Source organism: Oscillatoria salina IIICB1 (assembly GCF_020144665.1).
Classification (GTDB): Bacteria; Cyanobacteriota; Cyanobacteriia; order Cyanobacteriales; family SIO1D9; genus IIICB1.
Genome location: NZ_JAAHBQ010000018.1, coordinates 36953 through 56584, shown reverse-complemented (window position 1 = coordinate 56584; position 19632 = coordinate 36953). Strand labels below are relative to the sequence as shown.

8 protein-coding genes are annotated in these 19632 nt (G+C 39.2%); all 8 read left to right on the top strand.

What is annotated here, in order from left to right; genetic code table 11:
- Position 1: 1 nt before the first annotated feature.
- Genes G3T18_RS07035 through G3T18_RS07000 form a run of 8 tightly spaced genes read left to right on the top strand, consistent with a single transcriptional unit; the run spans position 2 to position 19632 of the window.
- Positions 2–1069, top strand: coding sequence for an HAD-IIIC family phosphatase (locus G3T18_RS07035; RefSeq protein WP_224409833.1), 1068 nt, complete (start codon positions 2–4; stop codon positions 1067–1069).
- Positions 1070–1113: 44 nt separating this feature from the next.
- A complete protein-coding gene (locus G3T18_RS07030) occupies positions 1114–4503 on the top strand; it encodes a non-ribosomal peptide synthetase (protein WP_224409832.1) in 3390 nt (1129 codons plus the stop codon).
- Positions 4504–4520: 17 nt separating this feature from the next.
- Complete coding sequence (locus G3T18_RS07025; protein ID WP_224409831.1) at positions 4521–7478, top strand: type I polyketide synthase; 2958 nt, start codon at positions 4521–4523, stop codon at positions 7476–7478.
- A gap of 46 nt (positions 7479–7524) precedes the next feature.
- Positions 7525–12930, top strand: coding sequence for a non-ribosomal peptide synthetase (locus G3T18_RS07020; protein WP_224409830.1), 5406 nt, complete (start codon positions 7525–7527; stop codon positions 12928–12930).
- Positions 12931–12969: 39 nt separating this feature from the next.
- Positions 12970–14622, top strand: coding sequence for a pyridoxal-dependent aspartate 1-decarboxylase PanP (panP, locus tag G3T18_RS07015; RefSeq protein WP_224409829.1), 1653 nt, complete (start codon positions 12970–12972; stop codon positions 14620–14622).
- A gap of 40 nt (positions 14623–14662) precedes the next feature.
- Positions 14663–15427, top strand: coding sequence for a class I SAM-dependent DNA methyltransferase (locus G3T18_RS07010; protein WP_224409828.1), 765 nt, complete (start codon positions 14663–14665; stop codon positions 15425–15427).
- Positions 15428–15479: 52 nt separating this feature from the next.
- Positions 15480–16250 carry a class I SAM-dependent DNA methyltransferase gene (locus tag G3T18_RS07005; protein WP_224409827.1) on the top strand — a complete coding sequence of 257 codons (771 nt, stop codon included), beginning with the start codon at positions 15480–15482 and terminating at the stop codon, positions 16248–16250.
- 52 nt (positions 16251–16302) lie between these two features.
- Positions 16303–19632: a type I polyketide synthase gene (locus tag G3T18_RS07000; protein ID WP_224409826.1), complete on the top strand. Its 3330-nt coding sequence runs from the start codon at positions 16303–16305 to the stop codon at positions 19630–19632.

Sequence of the window (19632 nt, the reverse complement as noted above, 5' to 3'; positions counted from 1 at the left end):
TATGATTGTTAAATCTGAACAAAAACAGCATCAGCAAACAACTAAAAAAACAATTAAATGTTTAGTTTGGGATTTAGATAATACCCTCTGGAAAGGTGTCTTGCTGGAGGACGAGCGAGTTGAATTAGCTAATCGGGTAGTTGAGATTATCAAGACTTTAGACAGTCGAGGGATTTTACAATCGATCGCTAGTAAAAACGATCGCGCAAAAGCGATGGAGAAATTGCAAGAATTTGGCTTGCAAGACTATTTTCTCTATCCGCAAATTAACTGGAACTCCAAAGCTCATTCTCTGCAACAAATTGCTGAAAAAATTAATATTGGGATTGACGCGATCGCGTTTATCGACGATCGGATGTTTGAACTGGAAGAAGTACAGTTTTCTCTTCCAGAAGTCTTATGTATCAATGCTTGTAACCTATATAAGCTATTAACAATGCCCGAATTTAATCCTCGTTTTATTACTGAGGATTCGCAAAAACGAAGGTTGATGTACCTCAGCGATTTAGAGCGCAAGCAAGCCGAGTCAGAATTTATTGGTACTCAAGAAGCATTTTTAGCTACCCTCAAAATGCACTTGACTATTTCCACTGCAAAAGAAGAAGATTTACAAAGAGCAGAAGAATTAACAGTCAGAACCAATCAACTCAACACCACAGGCTATACTTATTCCTACGAACAACTCGATCGATTTCGCCAATCAAAGCAGCATAAATTATTAATCGCTAGTTTAACCGATAAGTATGGAGACTATGGGAAAATTGGCTTAGTTTTAGTTGAATGTCTCGACAATTGTTGGACAATAAAGCTTTTCCTCATGTCCTGTCGGGTTATGTCTAGAGGAGTAGGGACAGTGATGCTGAATTATTTGCTTAATTTAGCTCAAGAAAAAAACGTTCCCCTCCGTGCCGAATTTGTCGCCAACAATCGCAACCGGATGATGTATATTACTTATAAATTTGCTGGCTTTAAAGAGATTGACAAGCAAGATAACTTAGTAATTCTCGAAAATAATTTCCAGCAAATTCAGCCTTTCCCAGATTATCTAAAAATTGACATAACTGATTAATCTTTAATTATTATTTTTACAACTACTTTTCGGAACTTAAAATAATGTCATTATCAGCAAAATCGCAGCTATCACCAGCCAAACAAGCCCTTTTAGAAAAACGCTTACGAGGTAAAAAAGTCAAGTCTCAAGATAGCGAACTACCAACAATAATTCCTCAACCAGAAGCACAAAATGAACCCTTTCCCCTCACTGATATTCAACAAGCTTATTGGATTGGTCGTCAAGGAGCTTTTGAATTAGGAAATGTTGCCACTCATTTGTATTTAGAAATCGATACATTTGACTTAAATTTAGAACATTTTAGCCACGCATGGCAGCAAATAATCGAACGTCATGGTATGCTACGAGCAATCGTCCAAAATAATGGCGAACAGCGAATTTTAGAGCAAGTTCCCGCTTATCAAATTAAAGTTTGGGACTTGCGAGAAGAAACCCCAGAAACAGCAAAAAATCGCTTGGCTGAAATTCGGGAAAGATTAGACCACCAAATTTTTGCTGCTGAAAAGTGGCCCCTCTTTGAAATTCAAGCATCTCTGCTAAATAATCAACGAGTGAGGCTACATTTTAGCTTTGATATCTTAATTTGTGATGCTTGGAGTTTGGGAATTATTAGTCGAGAATTGGCTCAACTAATGGAAAACCCAAAAGCATCTCTTCCTCGTTTAGAACTATCATTTCGAGACTATGTTTTAGCAGAAATTGAGTTTCGTAAATCGGAAACCTACCGTCGTTCGCTAAATTATTGGCAAAATCTTCTTCCTAGTTTACCACCATCGCCCGAACTACCTTTAGAAAAAAGTTTAGCCACAATTAAACAACCGCGCATTATGCGCCGAAGCGGAAAATTAGCCTCAACCACCTGGCAAAAAATTAAACAACAAGCAACAAAATTAGGTGTAACTCCTACGGGATTATTGTTAACAGCATTTACGGAAATTCTTACGCTTTGGAGTAAAAATCCTCGCTTTACGCTCACGTTAACTTTGTTTAATACTTTGCCCATCCATTCCCAAGTAAATGATCTTGTCGGAGACTTCACTTCCTTAACTTTATTAGCAGTAGATAACTCCGAACCAGACTCGTTTGTAGAGCGAGTTAAACGTATCCAAAAACAATTTTGGGATGCCCTCGACCATCGTTATGTTAGTGGCGTACATATTTTGCGAGAATTAGCCCGGAGACAAGAAAGAAATTCGGGTGCAATAATGCCTGTGGTATTTACAAGTACCTTAATGGGTGATACAAGCAGCAGAGACTCTTTACCGATGTCATGGTTAGGAGACATTGTTTATAGCGTCAGCCAAACACCACAAGTTTATTTAGATCATCAAGTTTATGAAGACAATAATGCTTTAATTTTCTATTGGGATGCAGTAGAAGAACTATTTCCCGCCGGACTTTTAGATGATATGTTTAATGCTTACAGTGACTTTCTTGAACGTCTGGCGAATGAAGAGAAAATTTGGCAAACGAAGACAAGAAAACTGTTACCAATAACACAAAAAAAACAGATTGCCGCGATTAATTGTACTGACAAACCAATTCCGGAAAAAGTTTTACTGCATAGTGGTTTTTTCGAGCAAGCTTTGTTGCATCCCCAGCAAACAGCCATAGTCAGTAGCGATCGTATTTTAACTTATCGAGAATTACGCGATCGCGCAAATTACCTCGCAACTCAACTCCAACAACTCGGCGCAACTCCTAACCAATTAATTGCTATTCTGATGGAGAAAGGATGGGAACAAATTGTCGCTGTTTTGGGGGTTTTAGCTTCTGGGGCTGCTTATTTACCCATTGACCCCAAACTACCCACCGAGCGACAATGGTATTTGTTAGAGTCAGGAAAAGTTCAATGGGTACTTACTCAATCCCATCTTGACACTTTAAAATTACCTGAAAATGTCCAACGCCTTAATCTAGATACTAGCGAAGTTTCTGACTCTAATATTACCCTAAAATATGTCACCCAACCCACCGATTTAGCTTATGTAATCTACACTTCCGGTTCCACTGGAAAACCCAAAGGAGTCACAATCGATCATCGAGGTGCAGTTAATACCATTCTCGACATCAATCAACGCTTTCAGGTAAACTCAAAAGACCGCATATTTGCCTTATCATCTCTCAGTTTCGATCTCTCAGTTTATGACACTTTTGGCACTTTAAGCGCCGGAGGAACCATTGTTATTCCTGATGCCGATGGTACTAAAAATCCTGCTCATTGGCTACAATTAATAACTGAAAACCAAGTTACAGTTTGGAACTCCGTACCCCAACTAATGCAAATGTTAGTTGAATATACAACAGGTTCCTCCACACAATTACTTCCCTCACTCAGGTTAGTAATGTTAAGTGGAGACTGGCTACCTTTAAGCTTACCCGAACAAATTCGCGCCTTATCTCCAAAAGTGCAGCTAATTAGCTTAGGAGGAGCCACAGAAGCTTCAATTTGGTCGATTCTTTATCCGATTGAAAAAGTTGACTCAACTTGGAAAAGTATACCCTACGGTCGTCCAATGGCTAACCAGCATTTTTATGTTTTGAATGAAGCAATGTCACCTTGTCCAATTTGGGTTCCCGGACAGCTTTATATCGGTGGAATTGGATTAGCTAAAGGCTATTGGGATAATCCAGAAAAAACTAATGCTAGCTTTATTATTCATCCTCAAACTCAAGAAAGATTGTATAAAACTGGCGATTTAGGACGTTATTTACCGAATGGTAATATTGAGTTTCTCGGACGAGAAGATTTCCAAGTAAAAATTAATGGTCATCGTATTGAACTTGGTGAGATTGAATCAACATTAAAACTTCATCCTTTGATTAGAGAAGTAGTTCTGACTACTGTTGCTGAAACTGAGGAAAGTCAGCAGTTAGTAGCTTATTTAGTTCTGAAATCAAATCAAAATAATCCTGAAAATTTATCTGCAAATGAATGGCGTAATTTCCTAGAACAAAAACTGCCTGAATACATGATTCCGGCTCACTTTATCATTCTCGAAACTTTGCCTTTAACAGTTAATGGAAAAATCGATCGCCGCGCTTTACCCGTACCGAAAAATATTCGTACTCCTGAAAAATTCGCCTTTGTCAAACCCCAAACTGAAATTCAACAAAGTATTGCTGCAATTTGGCGAGAAATTCTCCAATTAGAAGAGGTAGGAATTCATGATAACTTCTTTGAATTAGGAGGCAATTCCCTACTTTTAATTAAAACCCAAGTTAGATTACAAGAAATTTTTGCTCAAGAATTATCAGTTGTGGAGATGATTAAATCTCCAACTATTGATGCTCTTGCCAAATTTTTCACATCGGGAGAAGCAATAGAAACTGCTGCCAAACAAGGTCAAACTCGTGCAGAATATCGCGAGTCACTCAAGAATTTAAGACAACAACGAACAAATTTTAGAAAAAAATTAAAGCAAAATTAAGTTATTTTTATTTAGTTATGAGTAACGATTCAGCAATAGCAATTATTGGTATGTCGGGTCGCTTTCCGAAAGCGAAGAATCTGGATGAATTCTGGCAAAATCTGCGAGATGGTAGAGAATGTATTGAATTTTTTAGCGATGAGGAACTACTAGCTAACGGTGTAGATATTTCTTTATTAAATAACCCCAATTACGTGAAAGCCAATAGTGTGCTTGCTGATATCGATTTATTTGATGCTGCCTTTTTTGATTACAGTACCAAGGAAGCAGAAATGATGGACCCGCAACATCGTATTTTCCTAGAAGAAGCTTGGTCAGCCATTGAAAATGCAGGTTATAATACTCAAACTTATCCAGGTTCAATTGGGGTTTATGCGGGTACAGATTTAAGTATTTATCTTTTAAATAACCTGGATTATACTTTAGAAGCTCAGTCATTTTTTCCCACACTTATTACTAACGATAAAGATTATTTACCCACACGAGTTTCTTATAAATTGAACCTCAGAGGACCTTCTTTGAGCGTCCAAACTGCTTGTTCCACCTCACTTGTAGCAGTTCATCTCGCTTGTCAAAGCTTGCTTAATGGTGAATGCGATTTAGCATTAGCAGGTGGCGTTTCGATTAAAGTTCCCCAAATTGGAGGATACTTATATCAAGACGGTTCAGTAGTATCAATTGACGGACATTGCCGAACTTTTGACGCTCAAGCGCAAGGAACAGTTTTTGGTAGCGGTGTAGGGATTGTAATTCTGAAAAGATTAGAAAACGCGATCGCCGACCGAGATCGTATCCATGCAATAATTAAAGGCTCGGCGATTAACAACGACGGTGGTTTCAAACTTAGTTATACCGCTCCTAGCATCGATGGTCAAACCGCAGTCATCTCCGAAGCTCAATTTATCGCCGGAATTGACCCTGAAACTATAACTTACATCGAAGCTCATGGAACCGCAACCGATTTAGGCGACCCCATCGAAGTCTCAGCCCTCACCCAAGCTTTTCGTAATAGCACCGAGGCGAAAAATTTCTGTGCTATCGGTTCAGTAAAAAGCAATTTTGGACATTTAGGTGCGGCGGCGGGAATTGCTGGTTTAATTAAGACAGTATTAGCCCTCAAACATCAATTAATTCCACCAAGTTTACATTTCCAACAACCCAATCCAAAAATTGATTTTGCTAACAGTCCCTTTTATGTTAATACTAAACTCTCCCAATGGAAAACTAACGGTACACCTCGCCGCGCTGGAGTTAGTTCGTTTGGAATTGGCGGCACAAATGTTCACGCAGTTTTAGAAGAAGCGCCTATTTCAGTTAACAGTGACCAATTATCAGTTACTAATTCCCAATCCCCAATCCCTAATCCCCAATCCCTAATCCCCAATTCCCAATCTCCAAACAGTCGCCCTTGGCTGTTGTTTGTCTTATCAGCTAAAACTAACTCTGCTTTAGAAAAATCCACAGCGAATTTAGCAGATTACCTCCAACAAAATCCCGAAATTAATTTAGCTGATGTAGCTTATACTCTCCAAATTGGTCGTCGTACTTTTGCTCATCGTCGCATTATCGTTTGTCCCAATTATCAGCTACTCGAAAAATCTAGGGAAAAATTAAGCCAAAATGTGGTACAAAAATTAACCAATCTCGATCCCCAACAAGTATTTACTCATTACCACAAAATTGAAGAACCCACTGTCATTTTTATGTTTTCTGGACAAGGTTCGCAGTATATAAATATGGCGCGAGAACTTTATCAAGTTGAGCCAATCTTTCGCAAACAAGTAGATAATTGTTTGGAAATACTTAAACCTCATTTAGGCTTAGACTTGCGCGATTTACTTTATCCAGAACAAAATGAAGAAACAGCACCAGAAAAGTCTTTACAACAAACCAAATTTGCCCAACCTGCGTTATTTGTAATTGAGTACGCTTTAGCTCAATTATGGATAGAATGGGGAGTGCAGCCAAAAGCGCTAATTGGTCATAGTATTGGTGAATATGTAGCCGCTACTCTTGCTGGTGTCTTCTCTTTATCCGATGCTTTAAGTTTGGTAGCTTCGCGAGGACAATTAATGCAAAGTTTGCCTGGGGGAAGTATGCTTGCTGTTTCACTTTCAGCAAGCGAAATCGAACCTTTTCTGCGGGAAGATTCTCTCTCTTTGGCGGTAATTAATAGTCCATCTGCTTGTGTAATTTCTGGTTCGACAAAAGCCGTAGAACTACTAGAAAAGCAGTTAATTTCTCAAGGAATAAACTGTCGTATTCTGCACGTTTCCCATGCTTTTCATTCTCCAATGATGGAACCAATTTTAGCAGCTTTTACCGAGCAAGTTAAACGAGTTAATCTTCATCCTCCCCAAATTCCTTATCTTTCTAACTTAACGGGTGATTGGATTACTGCGGAACAAGCGACAAATCCTTTTTATTGGGCGAAACATCTTCGAGAAACGGTTAATTTTGCTCAAGGTTTGCAAGTGTTACTACAACAAGCTGACTCAATTATGTTAGAAGTAGGACCCGGAAGAACTTTAAGTAAATTAGCTAAACTTAATGCTGGCGAAAATTCGCAGCCAATTATTTTGAACTCGCTACGTCATCCTCAAGAAAAAGCCTCAGATGTAGAGTTTTTCTTGAAAACATTAGGACGACTTTGGCTAGCCGGAGTTGAGGTAAATTGGGCTAATTTTTACCAAAATGAAAAACACCAACGTCTTCCTTTACCGACTTATCCTTTTGAACGAAAACGATATTGGTTAGAAAAAAATAAAGAACAAAAATCAGAGACAAATCTCTCTAACAGCAATTCTGGGAAAAAAGCTTCTTTTGCTAATCAAAAAACTGACAATTACCAGTTGGAAACTTATCCAGAAAGTAATCGCCAGCCAGCAAAGAGAGAAGATTCACTCGAAGAAATCATGTCTCGGCAAGTTGAAATTATGGCTCAACAAATAGATTTATTGAGTCAAGAAAATTAAATCAATCTTTAGCATAAACTTTTTCAAAAAGCAACTATTTAAAACAATGTCTCAAGCAAACGTTAACTTAACTGAAAAAAATCCGCAGTTCGAGCTAGTTTTATCGAGCTTAAAAGATATTTTTGCCAAAGTGCTTGGCGTTAGTAAGACGGAAATAGACGTTCATACCAATTTTTTTGAACTTGGTTTAGAATCTTTATTATTTATCCAAGTAAAAGCCCCAATTAAAGAAAAATTTGGACTAGATTTATCTTTTCGCTTATTGCTAGAAAACTGCACAACAATTAACGAATTAGCGATTTATATCGCCGAGCAAATCCCCGCAGAAATCCCAGAAAATATCTCTATCGATGCTCCCAAAATAGTTAAAGAAAAACCTCAATTTCCTGTAGAGAAGCGCCAGAGCAAACATCCAGAGAAAGCAGATCTCGCGCGACTGGTTGCCCAGCAACTCGAATTGATGTCGAAACAGTTAGAATTATTAAGCAGCAATACTAACGTAACCCAAGGAAACCACAAGGTAGAGACGTTCAATCCAACTCCTCCACAGCCACAGCCCAAGCCAAAAATTCCACCCAAAGCAAAAACCTCAACCCTTAATTCTCAACAGCAAAAACATCTCGATTCACTAATTGCAAGTATCGTCAAACGTACCCCCAAATCAAAACAACTCACCCAAGAAGATCGCCCTTATCATGCTAATGTTAGAGCCGCAATGGGTTTTCGACCTTCTTTGAAAGAAATGCGCTACCCAATCTATCCCCAACGTGGAGAAAGTGCCAGAATTTGGGATATTGACGGCAACGAATATGTAGACATGATTATGGGGTTTGGCGCACTTTTATTTGGTCATTCACCCTCATTTATCATCGAACCTATTCAAAACTATCTTCAGCAAGGAATTCAACACGGTCCTCAATCAATTCTTGCAGGTAAAGTTGCCAAATTAATTTGTGAATTAACCGACCAAGAAAGAGTCGCTTTTTGTAACGATGGCACAGAAGCCGTAATGGGTGCAATCCGCACCGCACGAACCGTAACTGGACGCAGCAAAATCGCTTACTTTGCAGGTTCATATCACGGAACCTTAGATGATGTTTTGATGATGGGTGTACCCAATGAAGATGAAACCCTAGATCCGATGGCGATCGCTCCAGGAATTCCTCAGTACAAAGTTGAACAAACTCTCATCCTCGATTATGGTAATCCCAAATCCCTGGAAATCGTCAAAAATCATGCTCATGAATTAGCTGCTATTTTAGTTGAACCAATACAAAGCACTCGACCCGATTTACAACCAAAAGAATTTCTCCACGAACTGAGGCGAATTACGGCAGAAACAGGAGTTGTATTAATCTTTGATGAAATTATTACTGGCTTTCGGATGCACCCCGGTGGTATCCAAGCTTTGTGGAATATTCGAGCAGATTTAACTACTTACGGCAAGGCTGTAGGAGCAGGAATGCCAATTGGAATTTTAGCTGGCAAAGCTGCTTTTATGGATGTATTAGATGGTGGCTTTTGGCAATATGGCGATGATTCTTCTCCTCATGTCGAAACAACTCATTTTAAAGGAACATTTTTCAAACATCCTCTGGTTATGACTGCGGCTTGGGCATCGCTTAATTACTTAAAAGAACAAGGAGGAAAGCTTCAGGAAGAATTAACCGCCAAAACAAGCCAATTAGCAGCTACACTTAACAGTTATTTTGAGGAAAAACAACTGCCAATTCAAGTTGTGCATTTTGGTTCGCTGTTCCGTTTTACCTATTCACCCGTTCTCAATTGGATAGATTTGTTCTTCTATCACTTGCTTGATAAGGGGATTTATGCTTTAGATAACCGGAGGTTTTTCCTTTCTACTGCTCATACTGAAGAAGATATTGAGCGATTTATTCGGGCGGTGAAGGAAAGCATTGTGGAGATGCAAGCAGGAGGATTTTTACCATCATCAGAAAATGATTTGGCTAACAAAAATGGTGATTCGGAAAATTCAGCTAATTTAAACACAATCGTCGCAGAAATTACCTCGAAATTTGAGCATCCAAAATCGCGTACTATTCCTTTAGGAGCAGCACAAAAGGAAATTTGGTTTATGGCGCAAATGGGAGAGGAAGTTTCCCGCGCTTATAACCAATCAGCAACGATTCATTTGCGCGGTTCGTTTAATTTTTCAGCGATGCAGAAAGCGATTCAAGAAGTTGTGAATCGTCATGAAGCACTGCGAACTACTTTTAGCCCCGAAGGAGATTATCAGCGCATTCATTCTACTTGGGAAATAGAGTTACCTTTAATCGATTTCTCGAATTTAGGTAATAGTGAAATTTCTCCAAAGTTAGCTGAATTTCTCGCCCAAGAAGCTCAACAAACCTTTGATTTTCAAATAGGAAATAGTCAGGAAAAAGCCACGGGGGAAGCCGGGGTAGCCACGGGGGAAGCCGGGGTAGCCACGGGGGAAGCCGGGGTAGCCACGGGGGAAGCCGGGGTAGCCACGGGGGAAGCCGGGGTAGCCACGGGGGAAGCCGGGGTAGCCACGGGGGGACTACCCCTACTGCGTACGAAAATTGTTAAATTGGCGGAACAACATCATTTGCTAGTTTTGACAATTCATCACATTATTGCTGATGGTTGGTCGTTTGGTGTTTTGCAACAAGAATTAGCTGAAATTTACACTGCCGAATGTCAAAGTATTTCTCATAATCTCCCCCAACCAATGCAATTGAGTGATTATATTCACTGGGAATTACAACAGCAAAATAGTCCAGAAATGGCAAAAGCTGAGGCTTATTGGACTAATCAATTTGCCGATCGCGTTCCGGTGTTAGAGTTGCCTACAGATCGTCCTCGTCCGGCAATCAATCTGCACGTCGGCACTCGACAAAGTATAACTTTAAATACGTCATTATTCCAAGCATTAAAAAGCTTAAGTGTCAAGCAAAAAAGCACTTTCTTTACAACTCTTTTTGCAAGTTTTGTGACTTTGTTACATCGATTGAGCGACCAAGAAGATCTTGTGGTTGGGATTACTTCCGCAGGACAATCTACTGTGCAAGGTGAATATTTGGTTGGTCATTACGTGAATCTGTTGCCAATTCGCAGTAAAGTAAGTGAAAATTTGACATTTACTGAGTATCTGAATTCAGTTAAAGGGTTGTTATCAGATGCTTACGATCGGCAAATTTATCCGTTTATCAACTTAGTAAAAAAATTAAATTTACCTCGCGATCCGAGTCGTTCTCCCTTGGTGACAGCGATTTTTAATTTAGACCGACCGCTATCAAAGTCAACGTTTGCCGGGGGCGAAATTGACTTTGAACGCAATCCGACGGGGGCAACAATTACCGATATTTTCTTTGATGTTCGTCAAACCAATGAGCAACTTTTAGTTGAGTGTGAATATAACAGCGATCTATTTAATGCTGAAACGATTTCTCGCTGGCTAAAACATTGGCAAACTTTACTAGAGAGTATTGTAGATAATCCAGAACAGCAGATTTGGAATTTACCTTTGCTTGCTACCGACGAACAAAAAAAGTTATTATTGGAGTGGAATAATACCAAAACTGATTATCAGCAAAATCGGTGTATTCATGAGTTATTTGCTGCCCAAGTAGAACGTACGCCCGATGAAGTTGCGGTTATTTTTGGCGAAGAAAAATTAACTTATCGAGAACTGAATTCAAAAGTCAATCAGTTAGCAAATTATTTGCAAAAGTTGGGTGTCAAACCAGAAGTATTAGTAGGAATTTGTTTGGAGAGATCCGAGTTAAGCGCCATCGCCATTTTAGCGATTCTCAAAGCTGGGGGAGCGTATGTACCTCTAGATCCCGCTTATCCCCAAGAACGGTTAGAATTCATGTTAGAGGATGCTCAAGCACCAATTTTGTTGACTCAACAACATTTGCTGGATAAAATTTCCACCACCAACGCACAGGTAATTTGTCTCGATACCGACGAAACTATTGCTCAAGAAAGCTCAGAAAATCCTGTTAGCAATGCTACAATTGATAATCTAGCTTACGTTATCTATACCTCCGGTTCCACAGGTAAACCTAAAGGGGTTCTCGGTCTTCACAAAGGTGCTGTCAATCGATTTAATTGGATGTGGGAGACTTATCCTTTCACTCCAGGAGAAGTTTGTTGTCAGAAAACATCCTTAAATTTTGTTGACTCAATTTGGGAAATATTCGGACCATTATTACAAGGAATTCCCACAGTTGTAATTAGCGATCGCGTCATCAAAAATCCGCAGCAATTCGTTGAAACTCTTGCTCATCATAATGTTACCAGATTGGTACTTGTTCCCTCTTTGCTGCGCGTACTTTTAGACACTTATCCCAATCTGCAACAAATCCTACCAAAATTGCAACTTTGGATTAGCAGTGGAGAAGCACTCAGTCTCGATTTATTAAGCAAATTTCGGCAAATCTTGCCACAAAGTACGCTTTTGAACCTATACGGTTCCTCAGAAGTTTCTGCTGATGTCACTTGCTACGAATTTACTCCCCAAAATTCAGCAACTTTATCTGTAGCGATCGGTCGTCCTCTAACCAATACCCAAATTTATTTGTTAGATCGACATTTACAACCCGTTCCTATTGGCGTACCTGGTGAATTATATATTGGTGGTACTGGACTAGCAAGAGGTTATTTAAACCGACCTGAACTAACAGCAGAAAGGTTTATTTCTAACCCTTTTCTTAATCTGGAAACTAACTCTCAATTCAGCGAACAAAAACTTTATAAAACTGGAGATTTAGCCCGCTATCTTCCCGATGGAAACCTCGAATTAGTTGGACGGATTGACAACCAAGTAAAACTGCGTGGTTTCCGAATTGAACTAGGAGAAATTGAAGCGGTACTCACTAATAATGAAAACGTTGACGAAGCAGTAGTTATCGCCAGAACAGATGAACCGCAATTAGTAGCTTATGTGGTTAGCGAACTCACCATTAGCGAACTTCAGTACTGGTTGAAAAAACATTTACCCGACTATATGATTCCGGCAATATTTGTCATTCTCGACTCTTTACCTTTACTGCCAAATGGTAAAATAAATCGTCAAGCGCTACCAGTTCCCGATCGCCTGCGTCCTGAATTAGAAGCCGTTTATCAAGCACCCCAAACCGAATTAGAGCAAACTATTGCTACTATTTGGCAAGAAGCACTGCAAGTTGAAGAAGTAGGTATTTATGACAACTTCTTCGATCTCGGCGGTCATTCATTACTGTTGGTGCAAGTACATAGTAGACTAGCAAAAACATTCCAGCTAAATTTACCATTAGTAGTAATGTTTCAATATCCAACGATTAGCCACTTGGCTGAATATTTAAGTCAGCAGCAAAAGAAAAAAGATGATTTACTCCCAACTGATAACCGCCCATTACATCGTCAAAATTCAATCAAACGCCGCAAAAAAATCAGACAAAAACATCGAGCTATTAACAGTTAACATTCCCCAGTTCACCATCACCTCTAAATAGGAGTTAAAATGACCTTAAGCCAACCAAAAATCACTTTTAAAAGTGCTTTAGAAAGTAAACCGGAAATTGAAAAAAAAATAATGCAGCTATTTGCTATGAGCGAGCAATTAGCCTCTGAAAGAAAAGAAATAAATGAAAAATTTACCAACTTAACCGAGGATTTTTTAGCAGAAGATCGTCCAACTACGACAATTGAATTTAATTCGTTGTTAGAAAAATTTTCTGATGTAAATATTCCCGTCGAACCTACTAATTTTGAAAGCTATCTTGACTACTTAGCTAATAACGTCATTGCCCATTCAGTACATACGGGATCGCCAAAATTCATCGGTCACATGACCTCAGCATTGCCTTATTTTGTGCAACCTTTGGCGAAATTAATGATGGCAATGAATCAAAACGTAGTCAAAATAGAAACATCGAAAGCCTTAAGCCCCTATGAGCGTCAGGCTTTAGCAATGATACACCGACTAATTTACAACTTTAGCGATCGCTTCTACGCTCAACACATCCAAAATAGCCAAAGTACCCTCGGTATCTTGGTTTCCGGCGGCACGGCAGCGAATATTACCGCACTTTGGTGCGCCCGCAACACTTCCCTCGGACCAAAAGATGACTTTCCCGGTATCGAAAGCGAAGGTTTAGTCGCCGCCCTCAACTACTACGGTTACAAAGAAGCGGTAGTCATTGGTTCCGACTTGATGCACTACTCATTTGATAAAGCCGCAGACTTATTAGGCATTGGGGCGCGTGGCTTAATTAAAGTCAAGAGTAACAGCAATAATCGCATCGATATCCCAGCTTTACAGCAAACTGTTGCCGATTGTCAAGCCCAGAATAAACATATTATCGCGATCGTTGGTGTTGCTGGAACTACCGACTCCGGTGGCGTAGATTCCCTAACAGAAATTGCCGCCATTGCACGAGAAGCTAATGTCCATTTTCATGTCGATGCAGCTTGGGGTGGGGCGCTAATTTTTTCCCAACAATACCAACATAAACTTGCGGGTATCGAACAAGCTGATTCGGTAACAATTGACGGACATAAACAACTCTATTTACCAATGAATTTAGGGATGCTTTTTCTCCGCAATCCCCACATAGCAAAAGTAATCGAAAAAAATGCCACTTATACCATTCGTAAAGGCTCATTCGATCTAGGTAAACGAGCTTTAGAAGGTTCGCGATCGGGTATGGCATTGTTCCTACACGCTGGGTTAAATTTAATCGGCATTAAAGGCTATGAATTTTTAATTGATGAAGGAATTCATAAAACTCAATATCTCGCTAATCGAATTCGCGAATTGCCAGAATTTGAGTTACTAGCTGAACCAGAAATCAACTTGCTTATTTATCGTTACATTCCCGAAAATTTAAGAGCAAGAGCGGCGCAAAAACAGTTGACCGAAATCGACAATCAGCGCATCAATCAATTTAACGAAATTCTTCAGAAAAAACAGCGCCAAGCAGGTCGAACTTTTATTTCCCGCACTACAAAAACCAACCTGGAACGAACGATTCCTATTGTTGCTCTTAGGGCAGTAATTGCTAACCCTCTAACTACTGAAAAGGATATTGATGAAGTCTTAAATGACCAAATCCAAATTGCCCTAGAAATAGCAAATTCAACCTCTCTAGAATCTGCCGATCATGTCGCTTAAAAAAGCAATCGAGACAAATTAATTTAGGAGTAATTTTTTGATGTATACAGCAAAACGAGAATCCGAAAAAAATGCTCGCTCATTCTACAATGATTGGGCTTTTGCTTACCAAGACGAACGGAGTAGTCAACTTTGGTTAGAATTTGTCGGTAAATATTTCTTAGCAAATTTATCACCAAGCTCTCGCATTTTAGATGTTGGTTGTGGCAAAGGAGAATTAGTCAACGAACTCATCAATAAAGGCTATCAAGCTAGTGGAATCGATCTCTCTGAGGAGATGTTACATTTCGCTCGTCAAAATGCTCCTAGGGGAGAGTTTATTCTTGGTGATATTTGCTCTTTAGAAATGCCACCAACATATCAAGCAATTATTTCCTCAAGCACCGTTTTTAACTATATTTTGAGTCTTGAGGATTTAGAAAAAGCTTTCCGCAATGTCTATAATGCTTTATTAGCAAAAGGTTGGTTTGGTTTTGATTTAAGTGAGGGAGAAATAGTCAGCGAAAATGATAGTTCAATTGCCGAAGAATTCTCAGGAGATTTTGCTGATGATTATGCTTGGTTACAACGAACAATTTATACTCCAGCCAACAAGTTATGGCAAATTAAACACATTACATTTCGCTTGCTAGGTGGCAGTTGGCAACGAAAAGATGTAGATTGTCAAGCCAAGGGATATTCTCGTACAGAAGTTCAAGCGATATTAGAAAATATTGGCTTTGAAAAAGTTGTCCTTCATGATGTCAGCCAAGATGTTCCTTTGTTAACTGACTCAAGAATAGTCTACGTTTTTCGTAAACCTTAATCTTGAATACTTTTCCGTTGAAAAAAATAATTAGGAGTAGTTGATTATTTATATGGATTCAGTCAATAATGCAACCGAAAATGAAAATGCTCGCGCTCTTTTTAATGAGTGGGCTTTTGCTTATCCAGACGATCGCAGCAGCGAACTTTGGTTAGAATTTGTCGGCAAATATTTCCTGGAATATTTACCGACAGAATCTCGCATTCTAGATGTTGGTTGCGGGAGAGGAGAATTAGTTAGCGAACTAATTGCTAAAGGTTATCAAGTTACCGGGCTTGATTTATCGGAGAGAATGTTACATTTTGCTTGCAAAAATGTTCCCGAAGGTAAATTTATGGTAGGTGATATTTGTTCTTTAGAATTGCCGCCAACTTTCCATGCTGTTGTCGCAGCAAGTTGTGTTTTTAACTATATTTTGAGTCTTGAGGATCTGAAAAAAGCTTTTCGCAATGTCTATTCTGCACTATTAGAAAATGGTTGGTTTGCTTTTGATTTAAGTGAAGGAGAAATAGTCTCTGATGAGAATACTGTAGTTGAGGAAATGTTAGGTGATTTTAGCGACGATTATGCGTGGCTAAAACGTTCGATTTATGACTTAGAAAGTAAATCATGGCAAACTCAGCACGTCACTTTTCAATTAAGTAAAGGAAAATGGCAACGAAAAGTTGTTGATTGCGAAATTAAAGCTTATTCTCGTACAGAAATTGAGTCAGCTTTGAAAGAGATCGGCTTCGAGAAAGTTATCATTCATGATGTAACGGAAGATGTTCCTATTTCGGAATTAAGGGATACAAGAATAGTTTATATTTTTCGCAAACCTTAGTTTTTAACCAAAATCAGTCAGTTTTTCTACTCTATTAGCAAAATTTAAACTTATGATTAATCCAAATCAAATTGATAGCTTGTCAGAGAAAGATGAAATCGCTATTATCGGTATAGCAGGACGTTTTCCCGGAGCGCCAAACGTAGATATTTTTTGGCAAAATCTGCGAGATGGCGTGGAATCAATTAATTTTTTTACTGATGAAGAACTAAAAGCCGCAGGTATAAATCCAGTAGTGTTTAATGACCCAAATTATGTAAAAGCAGGGAGTATTCTCGAAGATATCGAGTTATTCGATGCTGCATTTTTTGGTTTTACACCCAGAGAAGCAGAAATAGCAGATCCCCAACATCGTCTCTTTTTAGAATGTGTTTGGGAAGCATTAGAAAATGCTGGCTACAATCCGGAAAATTATTCAGGACAAATTGGAATTTATGCAGGTGCAGCGCTGAGTAGTTACTTATTTTTAAATTTGTATCCGAATCGGGAATTTATGGCATCGGTGGACTTGTTTCAAACCTTAATTGGTAATGATAAAGACCATTTACCGACCCAAATTTCTTATAAGTTAAATTTGCGCGGACCGAGTGTTAATGTGCAAACTACTTGTTCGACATCATTAGTTGCGGTTCACTTAGCTTGTCAAAGTTTGCTCAACGGAGAAAGCGATATTACCTTAGCTGGAGGTGTTTCGATTAATGCTTCCCAAAAAACAGGTTATGCTTATCAAGAAGGAGGAATTCTTTCTCCTGATGGTCATTGTCGAGCTTTTGATGCGAATGCTCAAGGAACTATTTTTGGTAATGGTTTGGGTGTGGTAGTTTTAAAACGCCTTGAAGACGCTTTAGTTGATGGTGATTTTATTCACGCGATTATCAAAGGTTCAGCAATTAATAATGATGGTTCCTTAAAAGTTGGTTATACTGCTCCTAGCGTCGAGGGTCAAAAAGAAGTAATTTTAGAGGCGATCGCGTTAGCGCAAGTTGAACCAGAGACGATTACCTACGTCGAAACACATGGTACTGGAACCAGTTTAGGAGATCCGATTGAAATAGAAGCTCTTACCCAAGCGTTTCGTAGCCACACCGAGGAAAAAGGCTTTTGCGCGATCGCGTCAGTAAAATCTAATGTCGGACATTTGAATACGGCTGCGGGGATTACTGGTTTAATCAAAACTGTTCAAGCTTTAAAACATCAACAAATACCCCCCAGTTTACATTTTTTCCAACCAAATCCTCAGATTGATTTTGCCAATAGTCCCTTTTATGTCAACACCAAACTTGCGGAATGGAAAACTAAGAAAACTCCTCGTCGCGCTGGAGTTAGTTCTTTTGGAATTGGCGGAACTAATGCTCATCTAATCCTTGAAGAAGCACCAGTTTCAGTTAACAGTAATCAGTTATCAGTTATCAATTCCCAATCCCCAATCCCCAGTCCCCAATCCCCAATCACCAATCGCCCTTGGCAATTATTATTACTTTCAGCTAAGACTAATTCCGCTTTAGAAACAGCAACGGCAAATCTCGCAGCACATTTACAAAATAATCCTAATTTGAATCTCGCTGATGTAGCTTATACACTGCAAGTTGGTCGTCAAAATTTCGACTATCGCCGCATGGTAGTTTGTCCTTTTTCCGATAATTTAGAAGACGCGATCGCAGCCTTAACTACTCTCGCACCCGCAAGCGTTTTTACCCAATACCAAAAACCTGGCAATCGTTCAGTAATATTTATGTTTTCTGGACAAGGAGCGCAATACATCAATATGGCGCGAGAATTGTACGAATTTGAGCCAACATTCCGCCAACAAGTAAATATTTGTGCAGAAATTCTCCAACCTCATTTAAAATTAGATTTACGTCAGCTTCTCTACCCGCGTGAAACCTGCGAAATAAACTCTTTAGACCAGACAAAATTTGCCCAACCTGCCTTATTTGTCATCGAGTATTCTCTCGCCAAATTATGGCTCGAATGGGGCGTACATCCTAAAGCCTTAATTGGTCATAGTATTGGCGAATATGTAGCAGCTACTCTGGCTGGTGTTTTTTCTTTAGAAGATGCTTTAACTTTAGTCGCAGCAAGGGGTCAACTGATGCAGAAATTGCCGTCAGGAAGTATGCTGGCTGTGCCACTTTCCTCAACTGAAATCCAATCTTTACTCGATTTAGAGATATTTTCCGAAATATCTTTAGCAGCAATTAACAGTCCATCCTCCTGCGTTGTTTCCGGTGAAACTAACCTCATAAAAGCATTACAAAATAAATTAGCTACGCAAGGTGTAGAATGTCGAATTTTACATACATCTCACGCTTTCCATTCTGAGATGATGCAGCCAATTTTAGAACCTTTCCGGTTGATAATCGAAAAGCTCAATTTGCAGCCACCGCAAATTCCTTTTATTTCTAATGTTACTGGTACTTGGATTACCGATCGGGAAGCTACAAATCCCAATTATTGGGCTAAACATTTGCGCCAAACTGTCAAATTCTCTCCGGGAATTTCTGAATTATTGCGACAAGCTGAAGCAATTTTCTTAGAAGTGGGACCGGGACGAACTTTAAGCACCTTAACCAAACGCCATTTAAGACCGGAAACTAAGCAAATTGTCTTAACTTCTTTACGCCACCCGCAAGAGAGAACTTCCGATCTCGCCTTTTTATTAAATACTGTAGGTAAACTTTTTCTGGCAGGTGTAGAAATAGATTGGGCGGGATTTTATCAGCATGAAAAACGTTATCGCGTTCCCTTACCAACCTATCCTTTTGAACGTCAGCGTTACTGGATTGAGGCGAAATCAAATTCTTTTTCTGGACAAAATGATTCAGTCAGTTTGGATAAAAAAGAGCGCTGTTTTGTGTTTGTAGATGAAAATGGCAAGGGTTCTCAATTAATTAATAAATTAGCAGAAAAAGGTAAAAATGTAGTTACGGTAAAAGTTGGCGAACAGTTTAGCAAATTAAGTGAAAATCTTTATACTTTTAACCCAGAAAATGCTGAAGATTTTGAGACTTTGTTTGACGAACTAAACTTAAACGATCGCTCTTCAATTCAAGAAAAACACTCAAGACCCACGAATTTAAATAGTTCTTATTTTGCTCCAACTAACGAACTAGAAACGGAAATTGCCGAAATGTGGCAAGAAGTTCTTGGTATTAAGCAAGTGGGAATTTATGATAACTTTTTTGAGTTAGGAGGAGACTCGTTAGTTGCTACTCAGTTAATTTCTCGTTTGCGGGCAAAGTTTCCTAGTTCTTTACCTCTCCGTGACTTGTTAATTCAAGCTTCGACTGTAGCTAAACAAGCAGAAATGATTGAGCAACTTTTGCTCGAAAAAATTGCCGAATTATCAGATGAAGAAGTAGAAGCTTTTTTGGCTAAATAG

Excerpts from the sequence above, each read along its gene's own strand:
- G3T18_RS07035 (WP_224409833.1), top strand. The coding sequence starts at position 2 with ATGATTGTTAAATCTGAACAAAAACAGCATCAGCAAACAACTAAAAAA.
- G3T18_RS07005 (WP_224409827.1), top strand. The coding sequence starts at position 15,480 with ATGGATTCAGTCAATAATGCAACCGAAAATGAAAATGCTCGCGCTCTT.
- G3T18_RS07030 (WP_224409832.1), top strand. The coding sequence starts at position 1,114 with ATGTCATTATCAGCAAAATCGCAGCTATCACCAGCCAAACAAGCCCTT.
- G3T18_RS07025 (WP_224409831.1), top strand. The coding sequence starts at position 4,521 with ATGAGTAACGATTCAGCAATAGCAATTATTGGTATGTCGGGTCGCTTT.
- G3T18_RS07020 (WP_224409830.1), top strand. The coding sequence starts at position 7,525 with ATGTCTCAAGCAAACGTTAACTTAACTGAAAAAAATCCGCAGTTCGAG.
- G3T18_RS07010 (WP_224409828.1), top strand. The coding sequence starts at position 14,663 with ATGTATACAGCAAAACGAGAATCCGAAAAAAATGCTCGCTCATTCTAC.
- panP (WP_224409829.1), top strand. The coding sequence starts at position 12,970 with ATGACCTTAAGCCAACCAAAAATCACTTTTAAAAGTGCTTTAGAAAGT.
- G3T18_RS07000 (WP_224409826.1), top strand. The coding sequence starts at position 16,303 with ATGATTAATCCAAATCAAATTGATAGCTTGTCAGAGAAAGATGAAATC.